Source organism: Occallatibacter sp. FHG110214_02 (assembly GCF_059115385.1).
Map to the genome: position 1 here is coordinate 132841 of NZ_JBZYWK010000008.1, position 14372 is coordinate 147212.

9 protein-coding genes are annotated in these 14372 nt (G+C 57.2%); 4 read left to right on the forward strand and 5 right to left on the reverse strand.

The window, feature by feature from the left end:
- Window positions 1-67: 67 nt before the first annotated feature.
- Both rpoD and dnaG read right to left on the reverse strand, forming a co-directional pair.
- Entirely contained in the window at window positions 68-1759 is a 1692-nt protein-coding gene (gene rpoD / locus AC5S3R_RS09700; RefSeq protein ID WP_494266829.1) for an RNA polymerase sigma factor RpoD, read from the reverse strand.
- 542 nt (window positions 1760-2301) lie between these two features.
- Window positions 2302-4086 (reverse strand): DNA primase, encoded by a 1785-nt coding sequence (dnaG, locus tag AC5S3R_RS09705; RefSeq protein WP_494266830.1) that lies wholly within the window; start codon window positions 4084-4086, stop codon window positions 2302-2304.
- Window positions 4087-4161: 75 nt separating this feature from the next.
- Here dnaG and AC5S3R_RS09710 point away from each other — a divergent pair, with 75 nt between their 5' ends.
- Entirely contained in the window at window positions 4162-5487 is a 1326-nt protein-coding gene (locus AC5S3R_RS09710; RefSeq protein ID WP_494266831.1) for an Hsp70 family protein, read from the forward strand.
- A gap of 650 nt (window positions 5488-6137) precedes the next feature.
- Here the strand turns inward: AC5S3R_RS09710 and ggt are convergent.
- Window positions 6138-7931, reverse strand: coding sequence for a gamma-glutamyltransferase (ggt, locus tag AC5S3R_RS09715; protein WP_494266832.1), 1794 nt, complete (start codon window positions 7929-7931; stop codon window positions 6138-6140).
- A gap of 75 nt (window positions 7932-8006) precedes the next feature.
- Here ggt and AC5S3R_RS09720 point away from each other — a divergent pair, with 75 nt between their 5' ends.
- The 3 genes from AC5S3R_RS09720 (at window position 8007) to AC5S3R_RS09730 (ending at window position 12208) form a co-directional block, all read left to right on the forward strand.
- The gene (locus AC5S3R_RS09720) at window positions 8007-8486 is read left to right on the forward strand and encodes a cupin domain-containing protein (RefSeq protein WP_494266833.1); all 480 of its coding nucleotides are present in this window, start codon (window positions 8007-8009) and stop codon (window positions 8484-8486) included.
- A 127-nt stretch (window positions 8487-8613) separates the two neighbouring features.
- Window positions 8614-11118: a valine--tRNA ligase gene (locus tag AC5S3R_RS09725; protein ID WP_494266834.1), complete on the forward strand. Its 2505-nt coding sequence runs from the start codon at window positions 8614-8616 to the stop codon at window positions 11116-11118.
- Window positions 11119-11140: 22 nt separating this feature from the next.
- Window positions 11141-12208, forward strand: a complete 1068-nt coding sequence (locus tag AC5S3R_RS09730) for a PfkB family carbohydrate kinase (RefSeq protein ID WP_494266835.1) — start codon at window positions 11141-11143, stop codon at window positions 12206-12208.
- A gap of 64 nt (window positions 12209-12272) precedes the next feature.
- Here AC5S3R_RS09730 and AC5S3R_RS09735 read toward each other — a convergent pair whose 3' ends face one another.
- Together AC5S3R_RS09735 and AC5S3R_RS09740 are read right to left on the reverse strand one after the other, a co-directional pair.
- Window positions 12273-13049, reverse strand: a complete 777-nt coding sequence (locus AC5S3R_RS09735; protein ID WP_494266836.1) for an SDR family NAD(P)-dependent oxidoreductase — start codon at window positions 13047-13049, stop codon at window positions 12273-12275.
- Window positions 13046-14359, reverse strand: coding sequence for a tagaturonate epimerase family protein (locus tag AC5S3R_RS09740; protein ID WP_494266837.1), 1314 nt, complete (start codon window positions 14357-14359; stop codon window positions 13046-13048). The genes AC5S3R_RS09735 and AC5S3R_RS09740 overlap by 4 nt, the downstream gene beginning before the upstream one ends.
- Window positions 14360-14372: the final 13 nt, after the last annotated feature.

Genomic DNA, 14372 nt, shown 5'->3' on the forward strand with positions numbered 1-14372 from the left:
TCAGTAAAGACAAAAGCCGCAGTCCGAATTATCGGACTACGGCTTAATTTTCGTGAATCAGTCGAGCTTAGAGCTCCTTCACGCCTTCGACGAACGCCTTCAGCTTGCGGCTGCGGCTGGGGTGGCGAAGCTTGCGGAGCGCTTTTGCTTCGATCTGGCGGATGCGCTCGCGGGTGACCTGGAAGCTCTGGCCCACTTCTTCGAGCGTGTGCTCGGAGCCGTCTTCGAGGCCGAAGCGCATCTTGATGACGCGCTCTTCACGCGGCGTGAGCGTGCGCAGCACCTGCGAGGTGTACTCCTTGAGGTTGACGCTGATGACGGCCTCGGAGGGAGAGACGGCCTGGCGGTCTTCAATGAAGTCGCCAAGATGCGAATCCTCTTCCTCGCCAATCGGCGTTTCAAGCGAGATGGGCTCCTGCGCAATCTTCAGCACCTTGCGAACCTTCGCCACCGGAATATCCATGCGGCGGGCAATCTCTTCTGAAGAAGGCTCGCGGCCAAGCTCCTGCACAAGCTGGCGGCTGGTGCGGATGAGCTTGTTGATGGTCTCAATCATGTGCACCGGAATACGAATCGTGCGGGCCTGATCCGCGATGGCGCGGGTAATGGCCTGGCGAATCCACCACGTTGCATAGGTCGAGAACTTGTATCCACGGCGGTACTCAAACTTGTCCACCGCCTTCATCAGGCCGATGTTGCCTTCCTGAATCAGGTCGAGGAACTGCAAGCCGCGGTTCGTGTACTTCTTCGCAATCGAAACTACCAGTCGAAGGTTCGCCTCGATGAGCTCGCGCTTCGCCTGCTCGGCATCCATGTCGCCCTGAATCATTTCGCGCTGTGTGCGCTTCAGCTCGGCGATAGAGATACCGGAGTCGGCTTCCAGCTTTTCGAGGTCCGTCTTGCAGTTCTTCTGCTGGCGGCGGTACTCCTTCTTCAGTTCTTCCGAACGCGAAGCCTCAAACTTCTGGTCCAGCGAACGAATCTGCCGTTCCAGCGTGCGCATGGTATCCACGGTCTTGTTCACGCGGTCAAGGAGGCGCTTGCGCTCCATCGGCGTGTACTTCAACTCGCGAACGATGCGCGAAATCAGCACCTTCTCGCGGGCAATCATCCAACGAGTGTGGCGCAGCTCCTTCACCTTGGTCTTGAGGGTGGCGATCTGCTCTGCCTTCTCCTCAAACCCGGCAATCTTCTTCTGGTGCTTCACCAGCGCGTCAATCTTTGTTACCGTCGATTTCACGCGCGACTGCACTACATCTTCGGTCAGCTCTTCCTCGTCGAAGATGACTACTTCCTTCACGTTGCGAACGCCGCGCTTCAGGTCTTCGCCCAGCGCCACGATTTCGCGAATGACGATCGGCGAACGCGAGATCGCCTTCAGCACGCGATTCTGGCCGCGCTCAATGCGCTTGGCGATTTCCACTTCGCCTTCACGCGTAAGCAGCGGAACCGTGCCCATTTCGCGCAGGTACATGCGCACCGGGTCGTTCGTCTTTTCGAGCGTGCCGGGCGTCAGGTCAAGCTCAACGTCCTCGCCGCCCTCTTCGAGATCAAAGTCCTTGTCGCCGAACTTCGGACCGTCCAGCAGATCAATGCCCTGTGTGCCGATTGTCGTAATCAGGTCGTCAATGTCATCGGCCGAAGTCGCCATCTCGTCCGGCATCATTTCATTCACGTCGCCGTACGTCAGATAGCCTTTTTCCTTGCCCACGTCTATCAGGCTGTGAATCTCGTCATCGTATTTTTCGTCAATTGCCAAAATATTCCTGCTCTCTCAGGTCTCCCGTGCCCCTTTGGTTGCATGCCGGACCTGCCTCCATTTGGAAACAGCACGCAGCCACTTGCTCCGTACCCTTACTTCGATGCCATCTTTGCGCCACACGCACCATTTCGCAGACCAGTCTCGCCGCGCCATATTGAAAAAAGGCGCATTTAAAGACAGACCTGCGGCCATCCGCAAAAGATAGCGGCAAAAAATTTTGCTCGGAACAGGATGACAAGCGCTTCAGGTTTCTCCTGGGTAGCCCGCGAGCCGCAGCTCATGTGTGGGGCAAAGGGGCGCGCATCCTTACAGAGGTCTACAGTTTACAACAATTTGGCGTGCTTTTACCAGTGTAAAACCCGTGCAAATCCGGTGGAAACCACCTGCAAACCGGGATATGTGCCGCGCCGAACCGTTCCGCTGTACCAGTTGTTTCTCTGGGGGCGTACCGAATCTCGCAATCCGGCTGCCCTGCTCCTGTTTGTTTAGACGCATTTGAGCCCACTCAAGGCTCAAAATTCCGCGCAAATCCAGCCGTCTCAAGCTCCCGGCGGACGCTGCCGATGCAGCTCCATCAGAGCCCGGTCCAGTTCCATCTTCCGCTGGCTCTGCGCGACCACTTCGGCCACATCTCCGCGGCGCTCTGCTTCGGCAATTCGAGCACGCGTGGCTCGCAGCTCGTGCTCCAGAGCACGCTCCTGAATCTCCTGCAAGGCGCTGAAAACTTCCAGCTCGCCCGGCGGGCGCGTCTCGCCCAGCAACGCTTCCGCGAGCAGAGCCCGCTGCCGCTCGTCCTCAACTATTTCCATTGGATCGGCGGCTTTCCGATCCGCCAATGCCCGCATGGCGCTAAAGCTGGGAAGAGCCTCAAACCATGCCGGCTGCTCAGAAATGCCCTGCGCGGCCAGCCGCCTTGCCTGCTCATGTTCCGGGTCTGTCACTGCCAGCGCTCGCAGCAGCACTCGCTCGACTTCTGTGAGCGCGGAGGTTCGCACCTCCACCGAATCCCGCCGCTTTAGCGCTGCCTGACGCAGTTCTTCGCGCATTACCGCTGAGTCAATGCCCAGTTTCTGCGCTGCATCCGCTGCAAACTGGCTTCGTACCAGGTCCTGCGGAATCCGCCGGATATGCGGAAGCAGGAAATTCATCGCTTTTACCTTCTGCTCCGCGTTTGCGCCGGGGAACTGCATCCGCGCGCGCTCGATCAGATAGTCTGCCTGACGGCGCGCCCCGCGAATTGCCTGTACGTAGGCATCCAGGCCGCGCTCGCGGACGTAGCGGTCGGGGTCAAGGCCGTCTTCCAGCGTTACGATTTTCAGGTCGAAGCCTTCTTCGGTCAGGAGCGCAATCGACTTCTCTGCTGCATTTGCGCCTGCCGCATCGGGGTCGAAGTTCACCGCAAGTTGCGTTGTGTGACGCCGCAGCACGTTCACCTGGTGCTCGGTAAAGGCTGTGCCGCTTGTGGCGATTACGTTGCGAATTCCGCGCAGATAGACGCTGATGCAGTCCATCTGGCCTTCCACCAGCAGCGCAAATCCTGCCGTGCGAATCGAGGCCTTCGCCTTATCGAGATTGAAGAGCACATGCCCCTTGGAATAGAGCGGCGTTTCCGGCGAGTTCATATACTTCGGGCCGGCTTTTTCGCCCGTTTCCAGCGTTCGCGCTGTAAACGCAATTACCCTCCCGCCTTCGTTCGCGATGGGAAAAGTGACGCGTTTGCGGAACTTGTCATAGAGAGGGCCTTGCGTTCCGTCTTCGTGCTCTTTGCTGCTGAAGAGGCCGCTGGCACGCAACTCTTCGGGGTTCGCCATCTTGCTCAAGTGGTCGCGCAGGGCATTGAAGCTGTCTGGTGCATAGCCGATGCGGAATTCTTTGATTCCTTTTGGGTCGAGTCCGCGGCCAGCCAGATATTCCCGCGCTACTGCGCCCTCGGGGCTGTTCAACTGCTCCTCGAACCAGGTTGTGGCTGCTTCATGCAGGTCGAGCAGCTTGCGCCGGAGACGCGCCTCCGCGGCCTCTTCCGGCGAGGAATACTCTCTCTTCGGCAGTGGAATTCCGCACTTCTGCGCTACGATTCGCACTGCTTCCGGAAAGCTTACGTTCTCAATCTTGCTGACGAAGGTGAAGACATCCCCGGAGACGCCGCAGCCGAAGCAGTGGAAGAACTGGCGCGGGCCGTGAACGGAAAATGACGGCGACTTCTCCTTGTGAAAGGGGCACAGGCCCGTCCAGTTGGTGGCTCCGGCCTTGCGCAGGCGCACGTAGCCCTCAATCACCTTCACAATGTCAGCCTGCTGCTTTACGGATTGGGCAAAGTCGGTCACGAGTGGGTCTAAATCTGAGCATAAGGCACGCGGCCAGCCGCCATGAAGCCATCTACCTTGCGAGATAATGAAGCAATGCATGGCAGCAGTCTTCCCCACGCTTCTATCGGCATCGACTTTGGAACTACCAACAGCACCATCGCGCGCCTTGATGCGAACGGCCAGGTGCAACTTGCTACGTTTTCCTTTCTTGGTGAAATTATTCCCTCGTTTCGCTCCGTGCTCTACTTCGAGCAGACGCAATCTCCCAGCGGGATGAAGCGCGCTCATGGCTGGACTGGCCCTGAGGCCATTGAGCGCTATCTTGAAGCGGACGAAAAGGGGCGGCTGATTCAGTCGCTGAAATCGCATCTGCCTAGCCGCTCGCTTACGGGGACGGAAGTTTTTGGCCGCCGCCATCGCATTGAGGAGCTGGTCGCTCGTATTCTCACTGACCTGCGCAAGCAGGCGGAGAAGCAGTTTGGGCACCCTATCCGTACGGCTACCGTTGGACGCCCTGTGCGTTTTGTTGGTGCTGATACCGAAGAGGACGACGACTATGCTGTCTCCCGGCTGCGCGAAGCTTTTACCGCTGCCGGGTTTGAGCATGTTGATTTTGAGATGGAGCCGCTGGGCGCAGCTTACGCTTACGAGTCCACGCTTGACCGCGACCAGCTTATTCTTATTGGCGACTTTGGCGGCGGCACCAGTGACTTTTCGCTTCTGCGCGTAGGGCCGGAGGTGCGTAAACGTGGGCGGCGGCCGGAAGACCTGTTAGGCAACAGCGGTCTTGGCCTGGCTGGCGATGCTTTTGATGCGCGTATTGTGCGTAAGCTTGTCTCTCCAGCGCTTGGGTCGAACTCGGAGATACGGTCGTTCAACAAGATTCTGCCGGCTGTTCCCGCGTGGATTTACGCCAACCTGGAGCGGTGGCACTATCTCTCGTTTCTGCGTACGAACAATGTTCGCGAAATTCTGAAAGGCACCCTGGCTCGTGCGCTTGAGCCTGAGAAGATTGAGGCGCTTATTGCTGTTATTGATGGCGACCTTGGCTATCAGCTCCATCAGGCCGTTCAGCAGGTGAAGTTTGCGCTTTCCAGTAATGAGCAGGCGGAGTTTCGCTTTCGCGATGCTCCTTTTCACCCCACTATCGACCTGCGCATTCCTGTAAGCCGCGCTGATTTTGAGGGGTGGATTGCGGAAGACCTTGCTGCGATTGAAAACTCCGTCGATACCCTTTTGCGCAGCAGCGGGGTGGCTCCGCGGCAGGTTGATGCTGTGTTTCTGACTGGCGGAAGTGCGTTTGTTCCTGCTGTACGGCGGGTGTTTGCTGCCCGATTTGGGGCGGATCGGCTTCGCGGGGGCAATGAGTTCACCTCGGTTGCGCATGGCCTGGCTCTGCGTGCTGCTGCTCCGGCTTAACGGGGTGTATATAGAGGCTGCGCCGGGTTATTTCTAATGGTTTATTTACGCGTCCGTGTGTATGCGCACAGCGGGGTGCTTTTTCAGTTCTTTTGTTTTGTATGAGTTACGGGCGATTGCACAGGGACTGTGCGGTTTCTTTATTCCGGAACTGTGCAAAAGGCGGGGGACGGGATGCAGGGTACAGGAGATTGTGCTTGTCGATGAGCGCATGAGGACTCCTTTCTTTTGAGTTAGCGAGTTAGCAGAAAAACGGCCCGATTCCTTTGGAATCGGGCCGTTTTTCTGCTTGATTGTTAGTGTGGCACAAAAGGGTTTAATTGAGCGCAAGAGTTATCCACAGATTTGGGATTTATTTTGCATTGCATGCTGCGGATGCGCGCTTGGCGCGCCACAAGACTTTTGTGACCCTCCCGGTGGTCGGGAATTGGGGTTGTGTGGAAGGCAGCGAAAGGCAACCGCAGATCCTTCACTCCGACTACCCCACTTCGTGGGGCCCCAATGCGCTTCGACCAGGATGACACTGCCTTCTTTTGTGGGAAAACCAGGGCACCACGTTGTTTGTGGGAGAGCTTAGACGGGGAAAGCGGGCGGTATGGGGGTCCCACCCTTCTGCAAAAAACGCAGAAGGATAGGGCACGGGACTTTGCTTAGTAGCCGGAGGCTTTGCCGTAGTGGCTGCGGTGGTCCTGACCGCCGCTTAGTTCGCCTGTTTGCGGGTCTATGGAGATGCACTCGCCGTTGGACCAGTGGCCCTTGCTGACAGAGACGTTGTAGCCCATTGTCTTGAGGCCGTCGATGGTTTCCTGCGGGAAACCGGGTTCGAGGTAGAGGGTGTCCGGCAGGTATTGGTGGTGGAAGCGCGGGGCGTCTACGGCTTCCTGAATGTTGAGGCCGCCTTCACTGACGGACAGGAAGATGTTCGCCACCGTGGTGATGATGCGCGGGCCGCCGGGTGAGCCGAGCACGTAGCGCAGCTTGCCGTTTTCGAGCACGATGGTGGGCGTCATGGCGGAGAGCGGGCGCTTGCCGGGGGCGATGGCGTTGGCCGGGCCCTGGATGAGGCCGTACATGTTCGGGGTGTTCATCTTGGAGGCGAAGTCGTCCATTTCGTCGTTGAGCAGGAAGCCGAGCGTGCCGCTTGTGACCTGCGAGCCGAAGCTGTTGTTGAGCGTGGTGGTTACGCTGACGGCGTTGCCGTCCTTATCTACAACGGAGTAGTGCGTGGTGTTGTTGGACTCGTGCCGCTGGCCGGCGGTTTTGGGCGGGTCGGGCAGGAAGCCGGCGGGGCGCTTCAGATCGGCGCTGGGGGTGGCTTTTGTCTCGCCGATGGAGGCTCGCCAGGCGTCGCCGTACTTCTTTGCAATCATCTGCTTGGTGGGGATGGTGTTGTAGTCCGGATCGCCCATGTAGTCGGTACGGTCCATGAAGGCGCGGCGGTAGGCCTCGGTGATGAGGTGAAGCTCCTGCGGCGAGCGGTCGCCCAGCTTGGAGAGGTCGTACTTCGACAGGATGTTGAGCGCCGAGATGAGCACGATGCCGCCGGAGGACGGTGGCGGCGAGCTGATGACCTTGAACTGGTGGAACTTGCCTTCGACGGGCTTGCGCTCGGCTACGGTGTAGTGCGCGAGGTCCTCAGTGGTGAGCAGCGCGCCGCCTTTTTTCAGGTCGTCTACGAGCTGCTGCGCCATTTTGCCGTGGTAGAAGTCGTCGGGGTTTTCAGAGATGCGCGTGAGGGTTTGCGCCAGCTCGGGCTGCTTGAAGATTTCGCCTTCCTTGTAGAGATTTCCGTCGCGCTGGAAGATGCGGCGCGAGTCGGCGAAGCCTTTCAAGCCCGGCGAGGCCAGCTCGTGCGCCTCTTCTGCTGTGAGCTCAAAGCCTTCGCCTGCCAGGCGGATGGCGGGCTGCATGACTTTCTGGAGGCCGAGCTTGCCGTATTTCTTTTCGGCGTAGACGAGGCCCGCCACAGAACCCGGCGTGGCGATGGCCTTGTAGCCAGTGACGCTGGCTCCGGGAATGATGTTGCCCTGCGCGTCCTGATACATGGTTTCCGTGGCTGCGACGGGGGCTTTTTCGCGGAAGTCGATGAAGGTGCTTTTGCCGTTCTTTTTGCGGAGCAGGAGGAAACCGCCGCCGCCGAGGTTTCCGGCTGCCGGGTGCGTAACGGCCAGCGCGAAGCCGGTTGCTACGGCTGCATCGACGGCGTTGCCACCGGCTTGCAGGATTTCTACGCCAGCATCAGAGGCGAGGTGATGGACGCTCACGACCATTCCGTGCTGCGCGTGCGCAGGCTGCTCGCCCTTGTAGGCAAGGGCGTTCGGAGCGCCCTGCTGCGCAGTTAACAGGGACGAGGTCGATACGCAAAACGCAACCGCAAGAGGAAGAAAGGCAGGTTTCATCATCATGAATGCACTAAGAATACCGAAGAGGTGGGTGTTCTTCATCCTGATTTTGAGCGGGGAGAGGTGCAAACTCCGCGCGGGCTCGATTACATTGGTTGCGTTCCATTTGGAGGCTTAATGTTGACTCGTCTGAAGTTCTCGTTTCGCGATGGCCTGATTGCCGTTACCGCTGCAGTGCTTACCGCTGGAGGATTTGCGCTGGCGCAGCAGGCGTTTCCTGTGGGTAAATCGTGGGCGATTGACTGGGCCAGCGTTCCGGCGAAGACGACCAACGCGGGCCAGTTGCGCACCTTGTTCAAGGGGCCGACGGCTACGCTGGCTGATCTGGATATTCATGTGACGACACTGAATGCTCACCAGGCCTCGCATGCTCCGCATAAGCATCCGAATGAGGAGATTCTTATCATCAAGGAAGGACAGGCTACGGTGCTTATCAACGGGAAGTGGACTACGGCGGGGCCGGGGTCTGTTTTCTATATGGGGTCGAATGTGCCGCATGCGGCGCGGAATGATTCGGATGCGCCGGTGACTTATACGGTTGTGAATTTTCGGATTCCGGGGGCGCCGGATGAGAAGCCGGTGTTTGTGAATCCGTAGGCAGTGCGGAAGAGTTGGCGGTGCGACATCGCCCGATATAATAAGGTGTTTAGCCCTGTTTTTCTGCTCCCCTTTCCAATAAGGCAGCACAATTCCCAACAGGGCTACGGAAGCGACCGCAAAAAATATGCAACAGGAATTAGAGAGCCGGCTCCCGAAGGAAATCGATACGGCTGAAGTGGAAGCCTACTGCCAGAAGCTGTGGGATGAGCTGGGTATTTATTCGTACGACCCGAATGCGCTGGGCGAAACCTTCTCCATTGACACGCCGCCGCCGTATGTTTCGGCTTCGCACCTGCATGTGGGCCACGCGATGAGCTATGCGCAGGCCGAGTTTATTGTGCGCTACCACCGCATGAACGGGCGGAAGATTTTTTATCCGATGGGCTTTGACGACAACGGTCTGCCCACGGAGCGCTACGTTGAGAAGACGTTCAAGATTAACAAGTCGAAGACGACGCGCAGCGAGTTTCGCGCGCTGTGTCTGCAGGTGACGACCGAGGGCGCGCAGGAGTACGAGAAGCTGTGGCGGAGGCTGGGGCTGAGCGTGGATTGGAAGCTGCGCTACTCCACGATTGACGACCATTGCCAGCGGACTTCGCAGAAATCGTTTATTGATCTGTTCAAGGCGGGGCGCATTTACCGCTCGAATGAGCCGGTGCTGTGGGACCCGGTGCTGGAAACTTCCCTGGCGCAGGCTGACCTGGAAACGATTGAGCGCAAGGGCAAGCTGCATGATATTCAGTTCAAGGGTGCAGATGGCTCGCCGCTGACGATTTCTACGACGCGACCGGAGCTGCTGCCTGCTTGCGTGGCGCTTTATTGCAACAGCAAGGACGAGCGCTATACGCATCTGCTGGGCAAGACCGCGATAGTGCCGCTGTTTGGGCAGACGGTGCCGATTCTTGCGGATGATGATGTTGATCCGGCCTTTGGTACTGGCTTGATGATGGTTTGTACCTTTGGCGACAGCGAAGACGTGCGGCGGTGGAAGCGCGATGGGCTTGAGCTGCGCATTGTGATTGCTTCCAACGGGCGGCTGACGGAGCTTGCAGGGCAGTTTGCCGGGCTGAAGAGTGATGAGGCTCGCGGCAAGATTGTGGCTGCGCTGACGGAAGCCGGCGTGCTTACGGGCTCGAAGACGGTTGACCAGGTTGTGAGCGTTTCGGACCGTTCGGATGCTCCGGTTGAGTTTGTGATGGCTCCGCAGTGGTTTATCCGCGTGATGGATATGAAGGATGAGCTGCTGGAGCGTGCGAAGGAACTGACGTGGTTTCCGGAGTGGATGCAGATTCGGTTGGAAGACTGGATCAAGGGGCTTAAGTACGACTGGAATATCAGCCGCCAGCGTTTTTATGGCGTGCCGGTGCCGGTGTGGTTCTGCGCTGCCTGCCACGAGGTTCTGCTGGCGGATGAGGCTTCGCTGCCGATTGATCCTACGGAGTCGAAGTGCCCGGTTGCGGTGTGTCCGAAGTGCGGCTCGGCGGAGTTTACGCCGGACTTTGACGTGCTCGATACGTGGATGACTTCGTCGGTTTCGCCGCTTATCAACTCGAACTGGGCGGGAACGCCGGGGCGCGTTGGCGATGCGAGCGTGTATCCGATGACGGTGCGCGTGCAGGCGTTTGAGATTATTCGCACATGGCTGTTTTATACGCTCGTGAAGTCGCATCTGCATACGAACAGCTTGCCGTGGAAGAACGTGATGATCTCCGGTTGGGGATTGAACGAGAACGGCAAGAAGATTTCCAAGCGCGACCTTGAGCAGTACACCGATGCGAATGGGTATAACCGCTATGATCCGTATGCGGTGATTCAGAAGTTTGGCGCGGACAGCGTGCGGTACTGGGCTTCTGGCGGCTCTCTGGGGCACGATCTGCGCTACAACGAGAAGGATGTGCAGATTGGGCGCAAGCTGGTTGTGAAGCTGTGGAATGCGGCTCGCTTTGCCGACCTGCAAATGGGCCCCTATGACCCCGTCAAGGACTTCATCCCCTTCGCCGAGCGCACGCCGGAAGACCGCTGGCTGCTTGCCGAGTTGAACAAGGTTCTGCCCAAGGCGAAAAAGGCGTTTGAAGGCTACAGCTATCACGAGGCGCGGGAGGCTACGGACGGCTTCTTCTGGTCGGTCTTCTGCGATGACTATCTGGAGCTGATTAAGGACCGCTTCTGGACACCGGAGAGCTACTCGGAGCAGACGCGTGCTTCGGCGCGCACTACGCTGTTTGAGAGCTTGCGCATTATTCTCGGGCTGTATGCGCCGTTTCTGCCGTTTGTGACGGAGTATCTTTACCAGCAGTTCTACAAGGCACATGAAGCAGATGCTTCGCTGCACAAGTCGCAGTGGCCTGTTGCAAATGCCGAGTGGAATGTGACGGTTCCGGAGATGGAAGTGCTGCAGGCTATCCTGGTTGCCGTGCGCGGACTTCGCACGACGGCTAAGGTTTCGCAGACGCGGCGGCTTGCGAAGGTTACGCTGGACGTTGCGGCTGCCAAGCCTGAAACCACTGCGGTCGTAGAACAAATGATAAGTTCCATTCGCGCGGCTGTTCGCACGGTTGAGCTGGTTTATGGCTCTGCGGAAACTGCCACCGATCTTGAGGGCGTTAAAGTAGGCATCGCTGTTGAGTAAGGCGCAACACAGGAGAAGAGGAATGAGCCTCGGCTTCGAGATTTCTAAAGACGGCGCGCTGGATTTTCTTTCGCTCGGCGCGCTGGTTCACCGCATCGATCCTGGCATCATTCCTTTTCGCAAAGCAATAGAAGCAAAAATCCATGTCAGCGGCGGCGAGTTCAACGTCGCCGCCAATCTTGCCGATGGTTTTGGGCAGCGGGCCGCTATCGCTTCGGCCATGGTCAACTACCCCATTGGCGACCTGATTGCTGAACGCGTGCGTGCCATGGGCGTGCGGCCTATCTATCGCACCTTTGAGCACGACGGCGTGCGCGGACCAAACATGGCTACTGTCTTCAGCGACCGTGGCTTTGGCGTGCGAGGGCCTATCGTTTTTTACAATCGAGCGAATGAGGCGGCTGCTCAGCTCAAACCCGGTGATTTTGACTGGGGCGCTATCTTCGGCGAAGGCGTGCGATGGTTTCATTCCGGCGGCATTTTTGCTTCACTCTCGCATTCTGCTGCTGACCTTACGATTGAGGCTATGCAGGCGGCGCGCAAGGCTGGAGCGGTTGTCTCCTTTGACCTTAACTATCGTGAGAAGCTCTGGAAGAATGAGGGCGGAGTCACCAAGGCTCGCGAAGTTTTCTCGGATATCGTTCGGTATGCTGACGTGCTCATTGGCGTAGATGCCATGCTTCTGCCTGACAACAAGCAGCACCTGCACACAGAGCATGGCCCGGAAATCATCACCGACCTTATGCAGCAAACCGTGTCGCACTTCCCTAACATCAAGGCGATTGCTGCGACTTATCGCAACGTGCTCTCGACCAATCGCCACACGTGGCGCGCGCTTGCCTGGATGAATAGCGAGCATATCGAAACGCCTGAGATGGACCTGGATATTTACGACCGCGTGGGCAGCGGCGATGGTTTTGCCGCGGGCTTTATCTACGGTCTGCTTAATGGCGAATCGGCTGAGCAGGCATTGCGCTATGGCTGGGCGCATGGCGCGCTGCTTACCACCTTCCCCGGTGACACTACGATGGCCACGCTGGAGCAGATTAAAGCTCTTGCCAATGGTGGCTCTGCTGTCATTCAACGCTAGGGACGAGAACAGAAAAAGGCCGCACGATGCGCGGCCTTTTCCTATTCAACTGATGCAGCACTGGCTATTGATTTACGCCGCTGGCCAAGAATCCGCCATCCACTACGATTGTTTGCCCGGTCACGAATGAAGCCGCATCCGAGGCCAGGTACAACGCGGCTCCAATCAACTCTTCTGTTTTTCCAAAGCGGCCCATCGGCGTGCGCATCAGCAGTTCATGCCCGCGCGGAGTTCCTTCCAGCAGCGCTGCATTCAGCTCCGTCTTAAATACACCCGGAGCAATTGCGTTTACGGTTACGCCTTTCCGCGACCACTCCACTGCGAGGGAACGCGTTAGTGAACTCACTGCTGACTTGCTCGCTGCATACGCTGCAACTTCATGCAACGCGACGTAGCTGTTCAGCGATGTGATGTTGATGATGCGTCCGTATCCGCGTTCCAGCATGCCTTTACCAAAGACCTGGCAGGCTCGCAGCGTTCCCGTCAGATTCGTATCGAGGATTGAATTCCAATCTTCTTCCGTCACATCCATTGTTGGCACGCGCTTGATGCGGCCTGCGCAGTTGATGAGTATATCTACCTTGCCGAATGTCTTCTCCACTTCGTCGTGCAATGCTACGAGAGATGCACGATCTGTCACATCCGAAGTCACGCGCAGTGTCTTGCGCCCCAGCTTTTCAATTGCTGTCGCGGTCTCTTCCACTTGCTCTTTGCGCCGCGCGGTTGCCACTACGTCTGCGCCTGCCTCGGCAAATCCCAGGCTCAATGCGCGACCAATTCCCGAAGTGCCTCCAGTAATGACAACTGTATTGCCTTTCAGACTGAGGATCTCTGCACTCATTGCATCTCCTTTGCGGTTGCGCCTTGTGTTGCTAACTCAGCATGTGCTTCCTTGCCGAAGAACACCGGCACAATATGCCGTGCGTAAAGATTCTCCGCTACATTTTTTGCAATCACTGCTTCGTTTGCCTCTAATAAATTCAAGTAACGCGCTCCCATCTTGGCGGCTACCTTAAAGCCTATATGCAGTAGTTGCCGCAAGCTTGCGTTATAGGCTGGATCGCTCTGCACGTGCCGCAACGCACGCACATACTGCTCAGAACTCCATTCCTTAACTGTTTCAGGCGAAGGCAATTTGGCAACATCTATATCAATCACTGTTGCATATGGCCCGCTGAGCTCTTCACGGTGCGCGAAGGCTTCGGCATAAATCTCCTTTGCCAGTTCGAGCCCTTCGCCGCCTGCTTCCGCGAGCCCAATCAGTTCTTCGAGCCATGTTGTGCCTGCTGTTTTAAGATGCACTCCGGCATTGAACTTCTTCAGGGAGGCATAAATTGCTGGATAAATTGAAAATTTGTCACTGCCGGAATGCACACTCAACTTCAGACTCTTCGGCAATCCGAAGTGCTCTACTGCATGCGCAATCGCGGCCACATCTAATTCAAATTCACGTGCGAACTGAGATACGTCACCGACATAATCTACCCCCTTGTTGAAGCGCCCGCTGAACTTTGGAGCAATTGTCTGAATCGGGATTCCCTCTGAGGCGATTGCCGCCAGAATAATCAGCAGCTCCACTGGACTCTGTGCGCGGTCTGTTTCATCCATCGAAATTTCGGAAATGAATTTTCCTGCGCCTTTCACCGAAGCAATCTTGCGATATACTTCACCGGCTGTCTTTACGGCAGATAGAAATTTCTCTGCCGTTTCGCGCAAGTCCTCTTCAGTAATCACGAGGTCTTCTGTGATTCCGTTGAACTTTAGAGAGCCTGCCAACCCACGATGCGACGCAACAAATGTATCAATATCCGCTTGCGGAGCTGGTTTGCCGATGAAATCTGCTACATCAATTGTGTAAAAGTCGCATACTGAAAGATATCGATCCACTGTCTGCAAACCGATATGATCTGCGTCCAAAAAATACGGCAGAGGCCAGTTTAGGTCTTTCACTGCGGCATCCACGGCCTGACGTGTGCTCGTTGGATTGGAACCAATAATCGTGTGCTCGCGGTTTGATTTGTTCCAAACCGGCACAACCTCCATGCCGTCTTTCAACGCTCGCGCACAGGCTGCGAGCTGCGCCTTAGCTTGATGCGCAAAGCGGTCGCCTGTCCCGAGAGAATACTTTGGCAATTCCAATACTGCACTCATTGCAGACTCCTTT

What these genes read in the sequence shown, in the direction of transcription:
- AC5S3R_RS09710 (WP_494266831.1), top strand. Translation starts at nt 4,162, where the DNA reads ATGCATGGCAGCAGTCTTCCCCACGCTTCTATCGGCATCGACTTTGGA.
- ggt (WP_494266832.1), bottom strand. Translation starts at nt 7,931, where the DNA reads ATGAAGAACACCCACCTCTTCGGTATTCTTAGTGCATTCATGATGATG.
- AC5S3R_RS09720 (WP_494266833.1), top strand. Translation starts at nt 8,007, where the DNA reads ATGTTGACTCGTCTGAAGTTCTCGTTTCGCGATGGCCTGATTGCCGTT.
- AC5S3R_RS09725 (WP_494266834.1), top strand. Translation starts at nt 8,614, where the DNA reads ATGCAACAGGAATTAGAGAGCCGGCTCCCGAAGGAAATCGATACGGCT.
- AC5S3R_RS09730 (WP_494266835.1), top strand. Translation starts at nt 11,141, where the DNA reads ATGAGCCTCGGCTTCGAGATTTCTAAAGACGGCGCGCTGGATTTTCTT.
- AC5S3R_RS09735 (WP_494266836.1), bottom strand. Translation starts at nt 13,049, where the DNA reads ATGAGTGCAGAGATCCTCAGTCTGAAAGGCAATACAGTTGTCATTACT.
- AC5S3R_RS09740 (WP_494266837.1), bottom strand. Translation starts at nt 14,359, where the DNA reads ATGAGTGCAGTATTGGAATTGCCAAAGTATTCTCTCGGGACAGGCGAC.